The organism is Francisella sp. SYW-9, from assembly GCF_008711465.1.
Taxonomy (GTDB): Bacteria; Pseudomonadota; Gammaproteobacteria; order Francisellales; family Francisellaceae; genus Francisella.
The window spans coordinates 23,982-44,324 of sequence record NZ_VXKQ01000008.1; the positions used below are offsets into that span (position 1 = coordinate 23,982).

Here is a 20,343-nt window from a genome sequence, read left to right on the forward strand (position 1 = left end):
CCTAATGTTCAATATTTAATAAACCTATATTACCACATAAAAAAGTTCTTTGGAGCTTAATAAGTTTCATATAAGAAATATTTATTGTTTATATAACCAATTACTATTTGACTCAATTTATTAGATTAAATAAAATCGAGTTATAGGCTTAAATTTATTTTAAATATATTTAGACCTTTATGAAATAAGTATGAATGATATCTGATCCTCATTAAATTAGATAATTAACTACTTATAAGTCAAGACCAATAAAAGGAACAAATCATGGTAAAAAAAATTGTCACAGCTGTAGGAATGTCTGGCATGTTACTATCTGGTGATGGTGCTTTCGCAGAAAATAGAGGTCCTCTATCTCCTCAAAGTGTAAACCTATCTCCTCTACGTAACTTAAACACTATAGATAGCCCAATGGGCAAAGATTATAGTTATCGTGAAGCATTTAAGAAGCTTGATACCGAGCAGTTAAAAAAAGATATGCAGGAGCTTCTAACTCAATCACAAGACTGGTGGCCTGCTGACTTTGGCAATTATGGACCTTTCTTTATTAGATTGTCTTGGCATGATGCAGGTACATATAGAGTCTCTGATGGTCGTGGTGGAGCTAATCGCGGTCAGCAAAGATTTTCTCCTTTAAATAGTTGGCCAGATAATGTAAACCTTGATAAAGCTCGAGAGCTTCTATGGCCTATCAAACAAAAATATGGAGATGCTGTTTCTTGGTCTGACTTACTTGTCTTAGCTGGTACAGTTTCTTTAGAGTCTATGGGAATGAAACCTATTGGCTTTGCATTTGGTAGAGAAGATGATTGGCAAGCTGATGATACAAACTGGGGTATATCTCCTGAAGAGCTTTCAAGTAATGTCAAAGATGGTAAACTTGTTAAACCATTCTCCGCTACAGAAATGGGATTAATTTATGTAAACCCAGAAGGGCCTGATGGTAAGCCCGATGTAAAAAAAGCTGGTAAGGCTATTCGTCAAGCATTCAGTGGTATGGGCATGACAGATAAAGAGACTGTTGCTTTAATTGCTGGTGGCCATACATTTGGTAAAACTCATGGCGCAGTTCCTGCTAAAGATGTCAAAAAAGATATAGGCCCAGCTCCAGATAAAGCTCCTATAGAACAGCAAGGTTTTGGCTGGCATAACAGTTATGGTACTGGTAAAGGTGATGACACTATGGGTAGTGGTCTTGAAGGTTCTTGGACTTCTACACCAACATACTGGAACCATGATTTCTTAAATAATTTATATAACCTAGATTATGAAAAAACATTATCTCCAGCTGGGGCTCATCAATGGGTTGCAACAAATGCTAAAAAAGAAAATATGGTTCCTGATGCTCATAAGCCAGGCGTTAAACATAAGCCTATAATGTTTACTACTGACCTTGCATTAAAAGAAGATCCTAAGTTCAATAAATATGCTCAAGAATTTTATAACAATCCAGAAGAATTTAAAGAAGAATTTGCTAAAGCATGGTTTAAACTAACCCATAGAGATATGGGTCCTAAGTCTAGATATATAGGGCCTTGGATTCCTGAGCAAAACTTTATTTGGCAAGATCCAGTTCCTAAAGCTGACTATAAGCAGATATCTAATCAAGATGTAACGCAGCTTAAGCAAAATATCATAAGCTCTGGACTTACTAACCAACAACTTATAAGAACTGCTTGGGATTCTGCTTCTACGTATCGTAAAACCGATTATAAAGGTGGATCAAATGGTGCTAGAATTGCTTTGGCCCCAGAGAAAGATTGGCAAATGAATGAGCCAGCTAAACTTGAAGTTGTTATAACTAAGCTTAAAGAAATCCAAGCTAATTTTAACAATAGTAAAAAAGATGATACTAAAGTTTCTCTAGCTGATCTAATTGTACTTGGAGGTAATGTAGGTGTTGAACAAGCAGCAAAACAAGCTGGATATACTATAGAGATACCTTTTGTTCCAGGTAGAACAGATGCTACACAAGCCCAAACTGATATTGAGTCATTTAATCATCTAAAAACTAAAGCTGACGGTTTTATAAACTACACTGATGGTACTATAGCTGTTAATCAATTACCTCAAGCTTTAGTTGAAAAAGCAAGTATGCTTGATCTAAATGTTCCAGAGATGACAGTATTAGTTGGTGGTATGCGCGCACTAAATATAAACTATGATAACTCTCAAGAAGGAGTATTTACATCAACTCCGGGTCAGCTTAATAACAAATTCTTTGTGAACTTGTTAGATATGTCTACAGAGTGGAAAAAGTCTGATACAAATGCTGGAGAATATATTGGTATAGATAGAAAAACTGGTAAGCAAAAATGGACAGCTTCACCTGTAGATCTAATCTTTGGTTCAAACTCAGAGCTTAAAGCTGTAGCTCAAGTTTATGCTGAAAATGGTAATAAACAAAAATTTATCAATGATTTTGCTAAAGCTTGGCATAAAGTTATGATGCTTGGCAGATTTGATGTTCAAGAATCATAAATCTTAATAATCTTCTTATAAAAATCAGTATTTTTCTTTAATTACAACACGTTTTGTTTTTGGTTTTGCACGGCAAAGTAATACCTGATTTTTTTCTAATTTAGAAGGTAAACTAAATTCATAATATACACTACCCTCTACTAATGATGCTTTACAAGTTTCACATATCCCCATGCGGCAAGAACATGCAGGTTCTAAACCAGCAGATTCAGCCAACTCTAAAAGTGTAAAATTATCACTAGCTTTCCATTCTACTTCTTTATTTGAAGTTGTAAACACAACTTGTGAGCTTTCTAATTCGCTATGCTCCTGAGTATTAGCATTTATTTCAAATGACTCTTGAAATATACGTTCTGGGTTCCCACCACCATCAATCAAAGCTTTCTGTAGAGTCTCTTGAAAGATTTTAGGACCACACATATAAACATCAAACTCATGCAATGGCATATCCATTTTTTTACTTCCGTTAAGAATATAACAACCATCAATAATAGATTTAATATCTTTAATAGTTAAATAGCCTTTTATATCATAATCAACTCCTAAAGTATCTTCGCTATTTGGTTGAGAATAAGCATACAACTTTGAAATATTATATTTATTTACTAATTTATCCAGCTCATCTCTAAATGGATGATTAACTTTGTTTTGACAACAATGAATAAAATAAATAGGTGGGTTTTTTCCAGCTCTTGATAAATGTGCTTTTAACATAGCCAATATTGGAGTTATACCTATACCTCCAGCAATTAGTAATATTGGTTTAAAGCCACTACGATCAAGAACAAACCGTCCCATCGGCGGTTGAACTTCTAAAGGCATACCTTCTTGAATTTGATTATGCATAAAACCAGAGCCAACTCCTTTAACTTCTCTTTTAATACTTAATCTATACGACTCTACTTGATCGTGATAGTCTGACAAACTCCAAACACGGATTAAAGATGATCTATCATTATTTTCTATTGGTAATTTGACAGTAAGAAATTGGCCTGCTCTGTACAATGCGAGAGGTTCATTATCAATAGCTTTTAAAATAAATGATTTGATATTAGGTGTTTCTTCAATAATCTGATCAACAATTAATGTTCGCCAGTTTTCCCAGCTATATTTACCTAATCGTTTTTGATCAATAAGTGTATAAAGTCTATTTCCTAAAAGAAGGGATGAGGTTCCACTTAATCCTGGTAAAGCTAAAATTAGCTTTAGCTTTTCTTCATCAAACATTTGTTGCCCTAATGCAATGGATGCTATTTCTGTAATAGCAATACTATTTCTTTCTTTATGTATCACCTTTACCTTATCACCAGCCTGTATTTTACCAGGTTGTAGAACATTGAAATAAACGCCACTTCTTCCAGAAAGTCCAAACTTTTGTATAAATGAGTTGGGCTGATCTAAACGCCAGCATAACTTAAAACAAGGAATACGAGGGCCAGAGACAGATAGTTTGACCTGTTCGCCAATAGCTATAACATCACCAACATACAAATTTTTTTCATCTAGTTGACTAATAATTAAATTCTCAGCAAAAAAACCCGGGGTAAACTTTTTACTACTTACATTAAGTTGATCTGCCCAATACTGATAGTTTTCTTCAGCAAAAGCATAAATAGCGTCAGCATGTTCGGCAACCTCATTATTAGCTAAGCCATTTTTTTCAACAGCTATTGGACCATTTATAGGTTCTTTAATATAAGCAGTTCTTACTGATTCACCATTAATGTTTTGTATACGAGTTTTTCCAACACAAATATTTACTAATTCCATTTAAGTTTACACTCCTATTAATAGTACAAAATCTATTAACATTTTTATTTACTTTTTTTTCTTAAAACTTTTAATAAGAAAATTTTAATATCTTCTTCTGTTCTTAAAATCAAATTATTCATTCTATTTTATAGGTTTAAATTAATTACCTTTACACTTGTAATTATATAACTAATTATCATTTTAAATAAGCCATCATGAACTTAACCATTGTTAAAAAAAATTAACATCAAATTACTTAGTAGACTTCTGAAACATTTGTAAATAATTAACATTCATCTTTGTGACTTTTAAAAATTGAATACTTTCTTTTATATGATAATTTATAAGCTAAACCCTTGATGTTTAATATTTTTCAACTTTAGACAACATCGTGTTTAGCCTTTTGCAATTGCTTTTATATTTTTATGCATAGAATCTAAATTAAGAAAAGATCTTTTAGAGTTAACTTCTCTTTTGATTGATGAGCTAAATAAGTGAACTTGTAAATATTTTTTTTTGATCTAATATGTAAATATAAACGCTATATTTTATCAAACCTTATATGCCTATAAACCTTTATCATGAAAATGACTATCTAAGACAAAATAACGATATTGCTAAAAAAGAAAACTTCTCGCCTTTTCGTAGAGATTATGCGCGCGTTGTACACTCTTCATCATTTAGAAGACTTCAAGCAAAGACTCAAATATTTCCAAGTTTTGAAAATGACTTTTTTAGAAATCGACTTACTCACTCTTTAGAAGTAGCACAAATAGCTAAATCTATAGCTGTTAAACTAAATGCTGAGCATGATCTTAACCTTGATTATGATCTAATTGAGACAGCTGCTCTTTGTCATGACATTGGCCACCCTCCTTTTGGACATAATGGTGAGGTTGCCTTAAATAAAAAAATGCACAATTTTGGTGGCTTTGAAAGTAATGCTCAGACACTTCGCTTAATTTCTCATACTGCAAAAAAGGATGTTGATCAAAAACAGAGCTTTGGTCTTAACCTAACTTATAGAACTCTTGCAGCAACTATAAAGTATGATAATTTAATACCTAGTGACCTTGAGCATCTAACAAAAGGATATTATAACGAAGAATCAAGACTTGTCGAAGATATCAAACAAAAGCTACTAGAACCATACAATTTAAAGTCTATACAGGGTAGTTTTAAAACTATTGAATGCTACATTATGGATGTAGCTGACGATATTGCTTATTCAACTTATGATGTAGAAGACGCTCTTAAAGGAGGATTTATTGATCCGTTATCTATGGCTAGTATTGATGATAAGCTTCTTAAAAAGATTTTTAATGCTATGCCTAAGGATCTTGAGATAACTAGAGATGAGATTAAATTCATCTTAATGAATATCTTCTCAGACTATATTGACTTTGATGCAGACTGTAGAGATGTACATAAGATCTCAAAAAATATAGCTAATAATAGCCTTCTACGCACAAAACTAACATCAAAGCTGGTTAATAGCTGTATTCAAAATATTGAAATTGATATTAATCAAAAAGCTCCTATTATCTCTAAAGTTTATCTAAATGATGAAATTAGAAAGCAAGTTGAAGTCCTAAAAAAATATATTTTATTTAAAATTATAAAATCACCAAAACTCAATGTTCTAAGATATCGCGGTAGAGAAATTATTTCTGAGATTTTTGATATTTTGATGAATTCTGATGTAGATGAGAGTCTTCTACCTGATGATATTGGCGCGATATTTTATAACACTCATAATGCTCAAGGTAAAGCTAGAATTATCTGTGACTATATATCATCAATGACAGATAGATATATAATTGAACTTTATAATCAGTTTAAATCTGACCCTTCTTCAATGATATTTAAACCTTTTTCATAAAATAGCTAGCTCCAACGATTCCTACTAGGGAAACCGCCCCTGCTATAATTATTAGATATATAGGAACTAATAAACTGTTAGTGGAAGAAATTAGCGATATCGTAAGTGCCGGAGCTCCTGCTGAGAATATTAAATATCCTAAATTATAAGACACTCCATAACCTCTACATCTATATTCAAGCTTAAAGAAATTAGTTATAATAACGTTGTATGTCGATGCAAAGAATCCCATAACTATAGACAATATAATAAAGCTCGCAAAAATATCTTTGCCATCAATTATATTTTTATAAAAAATAGAACTTACAACCATTGATACAATAATTAAAAACGCTAACATTTTAGCTTTAGATACATAGTCACTAATAAAACCACCTACTAGACAACTTATTGCCATTATTATAGATCCTGTTAGAAGCAAGTCTGATAAATCAAACTTAGAAACTATATACATCTTCTGGAATGTCGGTAAGAATAAATATAACTGTGTAAATAGCATTGCAATAGCTGCAACCAGAGATATACCTACTATAGTCTTAATAATAAATACTCCCCTTGAAGAAGCTCTACCTTTCTCATTAGCTATAGCCTCTTTAACCTGTGGTAAATCAATAATATTTTTTCTCAAGAAGAATAAAGCAAGAGTAAAACATGCTCCTAGGAAATAACCGATTCTCCAACCATATTCATGTACAAAATTTTGACTAGTAAAATGATCCAATAAAAATAAAACCAATGATGTCATCATAATACCAAGGCTCAGACAGCAAAATACCATACTAGTTACAAAACCTTGTCGTTTAGGATAGTTTTCAACTATATAAACTACTGAAACAGGAATTTCTGCACCAATAGCCAGTGCTTGTATACAGCGTAAAAAAACAAACAATATAGTAGCAAATACTCCGATACTTTCAATCGTTGGTAAAAATGCTAATATTATTGTTGAGAAAAATAATAAAGCCATATTTAAGCGAAGTATAAATGCTCTTCCTTTTATATCTGCAATATAACCAAATCCCCAAGCACCTAATGGTCTAATGATATAACCAACTATATACACAAGAAAAACTAATAACATACCACTAATAGAACTACCCTTATCAAAAAAATTATTTTCGATAGTCATAGCAAAAACAAAATATATTGCGGTATCGTAGTACTCAAAAGCAGCACCTAAAGTTGAAAACAGAAGTCTTTTATATTCTTTCATTTAATTATTCTTTTTAAAAAAATTTTATATATATTAGTACAATATTAACAATAATCAAATATTAATGAGCATATGCAGGTGAAAGATCTATTATCTCAATAGAAAAAGCATATTTATTTATATCTAGCTTCAAACTATCAATAACCTTTTCTTTTAAGTCTTTAGATATTTTAGTTAAATGGTCCTGATTACGTCCAGCTAAAATCTTAATTTGCATATGAATAAGTTTTTTATCTTCAGCACCAGCAACTCTACAATATTCATAATTATAAACTCTAGCCCTAAACCCTTGTATTTTCGTAGGTAAGTTTTCTATTAAATATTCTTGTGTAATATCTAGTATTTGTTTTGTTTCTTGAATATTAATTTCCTTAGGTACTTCTAAAACTATATGAGGCATTTAATCTCCTTTTATAAAAAAGTCTTAATGTATTTAGCCTTTAGAATAATACTAACAATTCTCATAATCCATAGTTTTCAAGCAATTTAAATAAAGTTCAATAAAATAGAGTCATAACATTTTCACCAAATATACTATATTAGGCTATATCAGCTATTTTAATTAACTACATTTTGTGGTCTAGAATCTAAAAATAATTCAAGATTTTCTTTTATTACATCTAGTATTTTATTCATAGCCTCTATACTTGTCCAAGCTATATGTGGTGTTATATAACAATTTTCTAGCCTATTAAGTTCATGTTTAATACATGGTGGCTCTTGAGCCAGTACATCTAAACCTGCTGCTTTTATTTCATTTGCACTGAGCTTTTCATATAGTGCTTTCTCATCAACTAAATTGCCTCTACTAACATTTATTAATATAGAGTTTTTTTTCATCAATGATAGTTCTTTAGATCCTATTATATTTCTTGTTTCTTTAGTTAATGGACAATGTAAACTTACAATATCACTATTTTTAAGCAACTCATTTAAACTTACAAAACAAACTGATTTATCATCATAGCTAGATCGACCATAAACTAAAACTTTCATTCCAAAGGCCTTTGCAATAGAGCTAACTTTTCTACCAATATTACCAAATCCGATTATCCCAATTGTCATATTTGATAGCTGGTTCCAATGATTACTTATTAAGCACCATTGTTTACTAATTGCCCAAGAATCATTCTTAACAGAGCTAATATTTAATGATATTTTATTAACTATGTGTAATATTAAAGCAAATGTATGCTGTGCAACAGCATCTGTCCCATAAGCAGGTACATTAGTTACGGTAATGTTATATTTTCTTGCCGCAATAAGGTCAATAGAGTTAACACCTGTTGACATGACTCCTATATATCTTAATTTTGGAGCTTCTTTAAAGTGCTTTTCTAATAAAACTGATTTATTGACTATCGCAATATCAACATTTGATATCCTCTTTACAACTTCATCTGAATTAGTTTTATCATAAATTTCCACGTTTCCAAACTCTTTTAGAAAAGTAAAATCTTCCCTTTTATATGGAGCTGTCTCTAATACTACAATATTTAACATATACTATACTCTCCCACTCATTTTTTTATATTCATTATCAATACCTATTTTAATAGTCTTCAAAAGAATTATAATTCTTTTTGTCTTTTTAATACAAAAGCTTCTAATAAGCTCCTTTTTTTAAGTAAGTTCTTAACGGTGGAATTAAAAAAATGGTCCTTGCTATATAGAATAATATCAAAGCTATCCATAAACCATAATTTTTAAATGGGTCTAATAAAATTACTGCTACAACATAAACTAAAGCCGCTAAAATCATAGCATTTCTCATAGCTACAGTTTTTAATAATCCAACAAAAACCCCATCAGTCCAGAAGCTAAAGCTTGCAGCAATAGGAATTAATATAGAAAATAAAATATATTTATTAACTTGATATTTCACATCAACTAAAGATGTAAATATAGTAATTATATGATCTTTAAAAAAAGCGTAAATAAATATTAAAATAAATGTCACTATTAAACTCTGTAATAATGTCTTACTAATAACCTCTTTAAAGATACCTTGATCATTATCCACATAAGCTTTGGCAACCAATGATTCTGTAGTGTTAGCTAAAGCATCAAGAAACATTGCTATAAATAAACTCACTTCGATCAATATTGTATTTGCTGCTAAAACATCTTTACCATATTGGGCTGAAAATATATAAAAAGAATTCATTGACAATAATAAACACAATGAACGTATAAAAATATTAGTATTAAGCTTTAAAAAAGGTATGTATTCACTAATCGTAAAATAATCAAATTCTTTAAGAACATTTTTTATGTTTACTCCTTTGCTTACAAAGAATCCATAAGTTTTTGTAAGTAAAAATATAGTTGTAACACAATATGCCGATACCAAAGAGATTGCAACTCCCACAACATTATATTGCATAAACATAGTCCAATAAACACTAGAGCTAGTTGCTAATACCATTAGAATCAAAGAGCTATATAAAACTACCTTTGTCTTACCTATACCTATAAAAAAACCTAAGAAAATAAAGTTTAATAATGCAAACCAAAACACATATATCGCAATATTATAAAACTTAATAAATAAGCTTTTTACCTCACTATCAGTATGGATTATGCTTAGAACTACACTTAAGATAAAAGGTTTTAGTATGAAAACAATTACTGCAATAATACTTGCAACAATTATCGCTCTTATAACAATACAAAGCATTTTCTCAATATCATTAATATTTTGAGCTATCAAACCAGTTAGGCTCATTCTAAAAAAAGCAAATAATAAACATATAACATTTAGTATCGAAACACCTAAACCTATGGCCGCTAAATAACTACTATTATTAAGATGTCCAATAATAGCAGTATTAATTATTCCCACCATCGGTAAAACTAAATTAGAAAATATCAAAGGTAAAGATAATAAAAATATTTTTTTATGCATTGAATAATTATCAAAAATCAATATGCTCAAAATTATAGCATTTAAAATGCCTAATAATTAATCGTGTATTTTTACAAACTTTTAATTTAGTTACTAGCTAAACCTTATATGTACTAATATCTATTTTGCAATAAGCCTGATTTTTCATTTATCAAATTCTCACAAGTCCTATTAAATTTTCATATGTTTGGATTTATAACTTTAAGATATTATTAAGACCATTAAAGACAAAATAAATCTTTCACAATAAATAACAAAAGTTTCATTTAGCGAAACCATAATAAACTATAATTTTAAGTTTTTTTGTTTGCTAATTACTTTTTTACGTTCATATAATTAAGATGTAAAACAAAATACTTTTCATTCTTAGTAAATTTATAAGGAGATAATTTATGAGAAATAAATTAAAACTAACACCCGCTATGATCTGTACTTTAATAGGTATAGGATCTTTCTCAATGGCTAATGCCACTGAAGCTTGGTCTACAAATGATCTATCGTCATATGTTGCAGGATCTACTGTAACTGATAATGGTAAAACATATAAATGTAAAGGCTGGCCTGCTTCAGGATGGTGCCAAATAGCTGCTTATAAACCTAGTGGAACATACGGTAGTGATGCTTGGGATATAGTTGGCAGTGATCCAAATCCACAACCTGAGCCTACCCCAACACCTACTCCAGATCCTGAACCAACACCAGCTCCAACACCAGATAGTTCTGTTAAAGAGTGGAGTGCTAATACTGTTTACAACCCTAGTGATAGTAGCAAGCCATCTCAAGCAATATATGATGGTAACTTATATACTGCTAAGTGGTGGACACGTGGCGAAAACCCGAGTAAATCAGGTCAATGGGGAGTTTGGAAAAATGAGGGTCCTGTTGCAGAACAAGGCAAAGGTACTGTATCTATTGTTCTTCCTGCTAAACCTGACTTTATTGCTGAAGGTAAATTAGCAGATGTTCAGATTCTTAAGAATGGTGTAAAAGTTGCTGAAACTAAAGATGCTAAATGGGGATCTACTACTAATCTAGAGGTAGCTGTAGGTGATAGTGCTGATCTTACAGTAAGTGTACCTGCTATAGATGGCGCTACAGGATCTGCAAGCCCAGCATCTTTTACCCTTGCAAAAGATGCTTCACAAAGTGTCTCTGTAGAGTATGCAGCACCAAAACCTGCTGAAGAGGGCTCTATCAAAATCAATGCTAATTCTAGTGATGTTACTACTAATGTTTCAACAACATATACACTTACTAACTCAGAAGGTAATGTTATTAGTAGTGGTAATATTGAGATAAATAAAGCTCTTACTTTAGATCATATCCCGTCATCTGAAAGTGGAGTTACTTATACATTAACTGTTGGTAGCTTCACTACAAATGGATATAACTATACTCCTGTCAAAACTTACTCTGTCGGTGTTCACAATTTTAATACATCAAATATTAATGTTAGCTTTGATAAAAAAGCAATACCTACAGAAAATGTATCTATTTCCATAACTGGATTACCTGAAGGTAAAGATACAACTCTAACTTTATCTAATAACAAAGGTGACACTAAAGAGATTGTACTAAATAGCAATACTCCTGTCTCTGTTGAAATACCTAAAGATGGATCTGTCTGGAGCGCTACTATTGCTGCTATGGCTGGATACACACTTTCTGTATCACCATCTTCTTTCTCAGCAAATCAAGACACTCAACAACTAACTGTTAAAATTACAGAAAATACTTCTTCTAGCTCAGAATGGCCAAATAGAGTTGTTGTTGGCTATGTTAGAGGATATAATGCTCCATGGCAAACTCAGCCGAATACAACTAATCATATGATATCTGAGGCTCTTAACCATGGTTACAATGTATTAGTATATTCATTTATTGGTCAAAATGATGATGGAACTGTATTCTTTGATAGTAACTTTGACGTTGATGGTATGAAACTACAATGGGATAAGTCACTATTAGCAGATCTACCAAATCAAATGGAAACTATTCATAAAAATAATGGTATTGCTCTAGTTGCTATAGGTGGAGGTGTTAACTTCTTTATGCCTGATATGAGTGGTGATAAAGCTGTATCAGCTGGTAAAGCTATGGGTAAGTTTATCGCTGAGCATAATTTTGATGGCTTGGATATTGATGTTGAGCATCCAGTAGGATCAGCTAAGGATGATGATAATTTCTTACGCTATATTGAAGCTACAAGAGCTGAATATAAGAAAATAACTGGCAAAGATATGTTCCTAACCGCTGCACCTCAAATACATGGTTGGTATGGCTCTGGTCAATGGGCAAGTGGCTATGCTAGATTTGCTGAACCATTCTATACTCAAGACTTTATGAATAAAGTGCATTTTGACGCAGTATTTATACAGACTTATAACCAATATGGTGGTGCAATCTTTGATGGTAAAAAAGGTCAAGATGTAGGCTTCTTAAGCATGACATTTAAACTACTAGGCCAAGAAGCTCAAAAATCTATGCCTGGATTAACAGACCAAAATCTAACAATACCTTCAAATACAAAGATTGTCTTAGGTGTACCTAACTATAGAGGTCCCTCAGTTACAGATGCTCAATATAAACAAGGACTATGCCTAGCTGATGCTTCTTGCTCAGGCTCTGGTCTATATAACCCTGTTGATATCACTACAGATATTACAAATGGTGGTCTTGGCAATTACGAGCAATATGGCGGTTTAATGACATGGATTATGAACTCTGATTCTTACCAAGGTTGGACATGGGTCGATGGTATCAAAAATGTAGCTTATAATTAAATCTCAAACTTTCTAATACTTATTCCATATCTCTTTTAAAGAGCTTGAGTTCTATAATAAATTCATAGAATTGCACTTTTTTTAAAGTAAAAGCTTATCCTGTGATTGATAATCTTACTTAGTTCCAAATATTTTATCTCCAGCATCTCCAAGACCAGGGATAATATATTTCTTCTCATTTAAATGACTATCTATCGATGCTGTATATAGCTCCACATCATGATGAGCTTGCTCTAATGCTTGTATTCCTTCAGGAGCAGCTACTAAAACAATAATTTTAATATTTTTTGAACCTGCCTTTTTTAATAAAGTAACAGTTTCTATCATCGAACCACCTGTTGCTAACATAGGATCGACAATAAGAGCCAATCTCTCATCAAGCTTATCACAAAGCTTAGAGAAATATGGTATTGGTTGTGCTGTTTCTTCATCTCTATACATACCTACCATGCTTACTTTAGCTGCTGGAATATGCTCAAAAACACCATCCATCATACCAAGACCTGCTCGTAAAATAGGAACTACCGTTAGCTTTTTACCTTTTATTTGCTCTACTTCGATATTATTACCTTGCCAACCTTCTATCTGTATTTTTTCTAATTCAAAACTAGATGTTACTTCATAGGTTAAAAGACTTGTTATCTCTTTAGTCAATCTCCTAAACTCTTGTGTACTTATCCCAGCAGCTCTCATAAGACCTAGTTTATGCTGAACCATTGGATGCTTAACTTCTACTATTTTCATGTATTTTCCTTTTACTAGTTAAAATAATTTACTTGCCCAAGTATAACTTTATTCTTTGCGCCTGTTGCCGCAGGTATATTATTATAGTTTTTATTAAGAGTTTCATTCCCTAATACAGCAAATGCAACAGCTTCTTTTGCATCACTATTTTCACCAACATCCTCAAATGTTAATATATCCACTTCCAATAGTCCTGCTATAGCTTTTATTAGAAATTTATTATAAGCCCCTCCCCCTGTAAAGATTATTTGATCCAGATCATGCTTAGACAGAACAAAATCTTTATATGCTCGAGCAATACTTTCAGCTGTAAATAAAGTTAATGTATGCACTATATCCTCAGATGCATTTTCTTTATATTTATTGATTATAAAATCAGTATATTCAATACCAAATAGTTCTCTACCTGTAGATTTTGGAGGTTCCTGCTTTAGATATTGATTTTCTAAAAGCTCCTGTAACATATCATAAATAAGCTTACCCCTTTTAGCTATATTACCATTTTCGTCATAGTTTTTTGCAAATAAAACCTCTACCGCTCTATTTATCATCATATTCCCTGGCCCAGTATCAAAGGCATAGACATCTTCAATATTTGCATTTTTGGGAATAATTGTCGTATTGGCAATACCTCCTACATTATGTAAAGCTCGTGATTTATCATTATCTCTATATAAGATATAGTCCACATATGGAACTAGCGGTGCACCGTCACCCCCTGCAGCTATATCTGCTGCACGAAAGTTTGATACCACTGTTGTTTGGCACTCATAAGCAATTGTCGCAGCATCTCCCAACTGTAATGAAGATTTAATAAAGTCGCCTTCACATACTGCTTGATGATAAATTGTCTGACCATGGTTAGCTATAAATGCTATATCTTTTAAGTTTAGCCCTACTGTTTTAACTAACTTTTTTACCGCATTAGCATATTCTTTACCAAGCTTAAAATTAAGACTACATAAAAGCTGAGCATTACTTTTTGATAAATCTAACGATTGCTTAATATCATTTAACAAATCATCCGAATATGGATATGTTTCAAAATTAACTAACTTGATATCTGTCTCTAGCCCACAACCTTTGACCTTACACAATGCCACATCAATGCCATCTAATGATGTCCCTGACATAATTCCTATACAATATTTATAATCACTCATACAAAATCTTCCAAACTTAAAACGTTTACTAAATAAATTACATCCTAAAAAAGCTTCAAACTCAATCCTTAAACTTGTTTAGACATATAAGTTTGTTTATTCTTAAATAACAAATAACTTTTTTTCATATAATCATGAGGTATTTTCAACTAAAGCTTTCTCTATTTCTTATATTCTTTATTAGTGCTATTTTACTAAATAGTGTTGGTATAGTTATACTACAATCTGTTACTCATTATCATGTTACAGATGTTCAAGCAAGTATTCTTGAAGCATGTAAAGATTTAACTATTGCTATAGTATCTTTTATTATATGCTCCTTTATCCCAAGATATGGTTATAAAAAGGCTATGCTTACAGGACTATCTATAATAACTATAGGCTGTATTACAATGGCAACCTTAAATAGTTTTTTAATTACAAAGATATTATTTATTCTAATCGGAGTATCCTTTGCACTAATCAAAGTCTCAGTATATTCAACTGTTGGTTTAATTACTAATGACTCAAAAGCACATGCCAGCCTTATGAGCTTATTAGAGGGTGTCTTTCAGATAGGTGTAGTATTATGCTTTTTTATATTTAGTATATTTATACATTTTGGTAACTGGCTTGGTACATACTGGCTAATTGTTGGCTTATGTGTAATTGCATTTTCATTACTTTTATTTACAAGACTTGATGAATCAGCTGTTCATATATCTCAAGGCTCTAGTTTTCTAACAGATACTCTAAGCATGCTAAAACTTATAAAGCTACCGATAGTTATGCTATTTATCATAAGCGTCTTTTTCTATGTCTTTATTGAGCAAGGTGTTCAATCATGGCTACCAACTTTTAATACTAGAGTTCTTCATCTATCTACTTCTACAAGTGTGTTTATGGCAAGTGTATTTGCCTTAAGTATCGCTGCTGGTCGAATTACTTTTGGTTTTATTATGAAAAAAATCGACTGGAAAAAAGTTATTCTTTTAGGCCTAATTTGCTGTGCAATACTAATAGTATTTACATTACAGCTATCAAAACTTATAAACCCTAAAGAAACAGATACTCTTATTGCTATAGTTATATCGTTACTTTTCCCTATGATTGGCTTTTTTATGGCGCCAATATACCCAACTTTATGCTCTAGTATTCTTAGCAGCCAACCAGAAAAACTTCAAAGTGCCATGGCCGGTTTAATAATTATATTTTCTGCTTTAGGTGGTACTATTGGCTCAAGAATAATTAGTGAAATATTTGCTCATTTTGGTGGCGTTACCGCATTTTACTGTGTATTGATCCCTATAGCTCTTTTAGTACTACTAATCCCTCCTTATGCAAAACTTCATAGGAATAAATAATATGTCAAATAAATCACTAATCCAACTCTCTGGCGAACTTTTTGAAGCAGTTCAACTAAAGCCGTGCTTTAATGATTCTAAATATTTTGTCGATATGACACCCAAGAGATCTCCTGATAAAATATTAAAAGAATATAGGAACTTAAAAAACTCAAAAGATTTTGACCTTAAAATATTTATTGAGGATAACTTTTACCCTCCTATAGCAGAGAAAACTTTTAGTAATGATCAAAAAACATCACTATCACAATATATCAAACAAATGTGGCGCTTCTTGCATCAGTCTTCTGATCAGCAGAATTCATTAAGCTCTCTTATCCCACTACCAAAACATTATATAATCCCAGGAGGTAGATTTAGAGAGGTTTATTATTGGGATTGTTATTTTACTTGTGAAGGCCTTCGTGAAGATGGTGAAATTCAAATGATCAAGGATATAGCTGATAATTTTGCATATCTTATAGATACTGTAGGATTTGTACCAAATGCCAATCGAAAATATTATTTAACTCGTTCTCAACCACCATTATTCTATTTAATTGTAAATATTCTTTATCAAGAACTTGGTATCTCTACGATTAAAAAATACTTAACAACCTTAGAAAAAGAATATTCATTTTGGATGAACACTCAACGAAATATAAATGGTTTAAATAGATATTGGGATGATTCTGCAACACCTAGACCAGAGTCATATAGAGAAGATATTGAGCATGCACAAAACATCAATGATAAGCCAAAATTCTACCGTAACATTCGTGCTGCTTGTGAATCTGGATGGGATTTTTCTAGTCGCTGGTTTGCTCAAGAGGATGATTTTAATACTATTCAAACAACAAATATTTTACCTGTGGATTTAAATAGTTATTTATATGGACTTGAACACCTTCTTGGTAAATGGTTTACAGAAACATCAGATGAAGCTAAAGCTAATAAGTATTTGAAATTAGCAAATAAAAGAAAAGAGCTTATTCAAAATAGATTTTGGAATAATGATAAAGGATTCTTTTATGATTTAAATCATACTACTAACAAACTTACAACCATATCAAGCTTAGCCGGAGTAACCCCATTATTTTTAAATATAGCGACAAAAGAACAAGCTCAAAAAGTAGCTGATATGATAGAAAACCAATTTCTTACAGAACATGGGCTTATTACAACTGTTACACATACATCGCAGCAATGGGACTCTCCAAATGGCTGGGCTCCTCTACACTTTGAAGCTGTTATCGGCTTAAAAAATTATGGCTTTAATAAGCTTGCCGAAACGATAGCTAAAAGGTTTGTAAACACCGTCAATCAGAAGTTTAATGAAACTGGAAAGATTCGTGAAAAATATGATGTAATAGACCCAGAAACAAATGCTGGTGGTGGAGAATATATTGTCCAAGATGGTTTTGGTTGGACAAATGGAGTAACTGCAAGCTTTATTAAAATGTATGATATAAAGATATAAATAAAACTATATTTTCAGATATGAGATACTAAAGCAACTTCAGCATCTCACTTTATAACTTTATATAATTGGAAAAATATTTAAAGAAAATTTTTAAAAGATATCTTATTTGATAATTGGATCTAGTTCGCCAGCTTCATATTTTTGAAACATTGTTTCAAGTGATATTGGCTTGATTTTACTAGCCATACCAGCACTACCAAATGCTTCAAATCTAGCTTGGCAAATCTCAGACATTGCTACTTTTGCTACAGCATTATATTTACGTGGATCGAACTCTGCAGGGTTCTCAGCCATAAATCTTCTAACAGCGCCTGTAGCTGCCATACGCAAGTCTGTATCGATGTTTACTTTACGTACACCAAACTTAATAGCTTCAACGATTTCTTCTACAGGTACACCATAAGTTTCACCCATAGCACCACCATAGTTGTTAATCACTTCTAACCAATCTTGAGGAACAGAAGATGAACCATGCATCACTAAATGAGTATCAGGAATTCTTGCATGAATCTCTTTTACTCTCTTAATAGATAAAACATCACCTGTAGGTGGCTTAGTAAATTTATAAGCACCATGTGAAGTACCAATTGCAATAGCTAAAGCATCTACCTTAGTCTTTTTAACAAAATCAGCAGCTTCTTCTGGATCTGTAAGCATTTGATCCATAGATAAAGTACCTTCTGCACCAACACCATCTTCTTCACCTGCTTGTCCTGTTTCTAATGAACCAAGACAGCCTAGCTCACCTTCAACAGATACACCACAAGCATGAGCCATATCTGAAACTGTTTTTGTAACGTTAACATTATACTCATAATCAGAAGGAGTTTTACCATCTGACTTTAACGAACCATCCATCATTACAGATGAAAAACCTAACTGAATAGATCTTTGACAAACTGATGGAGATGTACCATGATCCTGATGCATACATACAGGAATATGTGGATACTCTTCTATTGCTGCTAAAACCAAATGTCTAATAAATGGTGCACCAGCATATTTCCTAGCACCTGCAGATCCTTGCAAAATAACAGGTGAATTTACTCTGTCTGCAGCTTCCATTACAGCTCTAACCTGTTCAAGGTTATTCACATTAAAAGCTGGCAGTCCATAACCATGCTCTGCAGCATGATCTAACAATTGTCTTAGTGAAACTAAAGCCATGTTTTATCTCCTTATCTTACTTGACCTGCAACTATTACTTTAATCTTGTTTGTACTTCCGTGTACACCCATACTATCGCCACTAGTTAAAACAAAAACATCACCATTTTTAGCTAACTTTCTGCTTTCTAACTCCATAGATGCTGATCTATTCACATATAGTTTAGACATTCTTGTTGAGTCAAAGTATATTGGTACAACCCCTCTAAATAAAGTCATAGCTCCAAGCGTAGGTGCATTACGTGATAATGCATAAATAGGTAAATCACTATTTATACGTGACATCCAGCGTGAAGTATTACCTCCTTCTGTTAGCACTATCAAACCTTTCGCACTAATTTCATTAGCAATTTTTACAGCAGCTACTGACACAGCTTGATCGACACGATCACAGCTAGCAATCTTAGGTTTTTTAACCATATGGCTATATTTACTATGCTCTGCTGAATCACATATACGTGACATTGCTTCAATAGTCTCTACTGGATACTTACCTACAGCAGTTTCAGCAGAAAGCATCACAGCATCAGTGCCATCAAATACCGCATTTGCAACATCTGAAGCTTCTGCACGCGTTGGTGAAGAATTTTCAATCATTGATTCCATCATCTGAGTGGCTGTAATAGAACCTTTCTCATTCTGACGTGCTGTAGTGATTATAAGCTTCTGAGCAGCTGGTACATTTTCATCACCAATCTCTACAGCTAAGTCACCACGAGCCACCATAACAAGATCAGATGCATCAACAATACCTCTTAGATTTTCTTCTATGACAGCTTCTGCTCTTTCAATCTTAGCAACCATAGCAGGCTTCCAACCAGCCTCATTTACCAATTGACGAGCATATTCCATATCCTTGCCATCTCTAACAAATGATACTGCCAAGAAATCTACTTGAAGCATTGCAGCTATTTTAATATCTTCCTTATCTTTATCAGTAAGAGCTGGCGCTGTAAGTCCTCCACCTTTCTTATTGATACCTTTATTATTAGAGACCTTACCACCGACTACTACTTTAGTAACAGCTTTATTCCCTTTTACAGAGTCAACTTCTAAGACAATCTTACCATCATCGACTAATAGAATATCGCCTTTTTTTACATCTTGTATTAATTCTTTGTAGTCAATACTTACTGCATTTTCGTCACCATCTTCAAGTCCCAAATCTGCATCAAGAGTAAACTTCTGTCCTTTTTTGATTTCTACAGAACCTTTCTTAAATTTTGACAATCTAATTTTAGGACCTTGTAAATCACCTAGAATACCAACATAAGTATCTTGCTCTTTTGCAATTTGACGAATCAAGTCTACTCTTTTACGATGATCTTCAGCAGAACCATGCGAGAAATTACATCTAACTGCATTTACTCCTGCCTTAATCATTGCTGTTAAAGCTTCTCTAGACTCACTAGCTGGTCCAAGAGTAGCTAAGATTTTTGTTCTTCTCAT

General features: G+C 32.3%; 14 protein-coding genes. 5 read left to right on the top strand and 9 right to left on the bottom strand.

Annotated elements, in window-relative coordinates:
* Window positions 1-264: 264 nt before the first annotated feature.
* Window positions 265-2,478 (top strand): catalase/peroxidase HPI, encoded by a 2,214-nt coding sequence (katG, locus tag F3D62_RS03780; protein ID WP_150466918.1) that lies wholly within the window; start codon window positions 265-267, stop codon window positions 2,476-2,478.
* Between the two features lie 24 nt (window positions 2,479-2,502).
* Here the strand turns inward: katG and F3D62_RS03785 are convergent, their stop codons facing one another.
* A complete protein-coding gene (locus tag F3D62_RS03785) occupies window positions 2,503-4,248 on the bottom strand; it encodes an MOSC domain-containing protein (protein WP_150466919.1) in 1,746 nt (581 codons plus the stop codon).
* A 544-nt stretch (window positions 4,249-4,792) separates the two neighbouring features.
* On the opposite strand from F3D62_RS03785, the gene dgt reads away from it, so the two are divergent.
* Window positions 4,793-6,112, top strand: coding sequence for a dGTP triphosphohydrolase (gene dgt / locus F3D62_RS03790; RefSeq protein WP_150466920.1), 1,320 nt, complete (start codon window positions 4,793-4,795; stop codon window positions 6,110-6,112).
* Here dgt and F3D62_RS03795 read toward each other — a convergent pair.
* The 4 genes from F3D62_RS03795 to F3D62_RS03810 form a co-directional block, all read right to left on the bottom strand.
* Entirely contained in the window at window positions 6,096-7,325 is a 1,230-nt protein-coding gene (locus F3D62_RS03795) for an MFS transporter (protein ID WP_150466921.1), read from the bottom strand. The two genes, dgt and F3D62_RS03795, sit on opposite strands and share 17 nt — an antisense overlap.
* Window positions 7,326-7,386: 61 nt before the next feature.
* On the bottom strand, window positions 7,387-7,725 hold the full coding sequence (locus tag F3D62_RS03800) for a hypothetical protein (protein ID WP_150466922.1): 339 nt from the start codon (window positions 7,723-7,725) through the stop codon (window positions 7,387-7,389).
* Window positions 7,726-7,883: 158 nt separating this feature from the next.
* Complete coding sequence (locus F3D62_RS03805) at window positions 7,884-8,828, bottom strand: NAD(P)-dependent oxidoreductase (protein ID WP_150466923.1); 945 nt, start codon at window positions 8,826-8,828, stop codon at window positions 7,884-7,886.
* 103 nt (window positions 8,829-8,931) lie between these two features.
* Window positions 8,932-10,233, bottom strand: a complete 1,302-nt coding sequence (locus tag F3D62_RS03810; RefSeq protein WP_150466924.1) for an MATE family efflux transporter — start codon at window positions 10,231-10,233, stop codon at window positions 8,932-8,934.
* A 392-nt stretch (window positions 10,234-10,625) separates the two neighbouring features.
* Here F3D62_RS03810 and F3D62_RS03815 point away from each other — a divergent pair, with 392 nt between their 5' ends.
* On the top strand, window positions 10,626-13,016 hold the full coding sequence (locus tag F3D62_RS03815) for a glycosyl hydrolase family 18 protein (RefSeq protein ID WP_150466925.1): 2,391 nt from the start codon (window positions 10,626-10,628) through the stop codon (window positions 13,014-13,016).
* Between the two features lie 114 nt (window positions 13,017-13,130).
* Here F3D62_RS03815 and upp read toward each other — a convergent pair whose 3' ends face one another.
* Together upp and anmK are read right to left on the bottom strand one after the other, a co-directional pair.
* Window positions 13,131-13,760 carry a uracil phosphoribosyltransferase gene (gene upp / locus F3D62_RS03820; RefSeq protein WP_150466926.1) on the bottom strand — a complete coding sequence of 210 codons (630 nt, stop codon included), beginning with the start codon at window positions 13,758-13,760 and terminating at the stop codon, window positions 13,131-13,133.
* Window positions 13,761-13,774: 14 nt separating this feature from the next.
* Entirely contained in the window at window positions 13,775-14,923 is a 1,149-nt protein-coding gene (gene anmK / locus F3D62_RS03825; protein ID WP_150466927.1) for an anhydro-N-acetylmuramic acid kinase AnmK, read from the bottom strand.
* Window positions 14,924-15,057: 134 nt separating this feature from the next.
* On the opposite strand from anmK, the gene F3D62_RS03830 reads away from it, so the two are divergent.
* The gene (locus F3D62_RS03830) at window positions 15,058-16,266 is read left to right on the top strand and encodes an MFS transporter (RefSeq protein WP_150466928.1); all 1,209 of its coding nucleotides are present in this window, start codon (window positions 15,058-15,060) and stop codon (window positions 16,264-16,266) included.
* Between the two features lies 1 nt (window position 16,267).
* Window positions 16,268-17,725, top strand: coding sequence for a trehalase family glycosidase (locus tag F3D62_RS03835; protein ID WP_150466929.1), 1,458 nt, complete (start codon window positions 16,268-16,270; stop codon window positions 17,723-17,725).
* 105 nt (window positions 17,726-17,830) lie between these two features.
* Here F3D62_RS03835 and fba read toward each other — a convergent pair whose 3' ends face one another.
* Both fba and pyk read right to left on the bottom strand, forming a co-directional pair.
* The gene (gene fba, locus F3D62_RS03840) at window positions 17,831-18,895 is read right to left on the bottom strand and encodes a class II fructose-bisphosphate aldolase (protein WP_150466930.1); all 1,065 of its coding nucleotides are present in this window, start codon (window positions 18,893-18,895) and stop codon (window positions 17,831-17,833) included.
* An 11-nt stretch (window positions 18,896-18,906) separates the two neighbouring features.
* Window positions 18,907-20,343: a pyruvate kinase gene (pyk, locus tag F3D62_RS03845; protein WP_150466931.1), complete on the bottom strand. Its 1,437-nt coding sequence runs from the start codon at window positions 20,341-20,343 to the stop codon at window positions 18,907-18,909.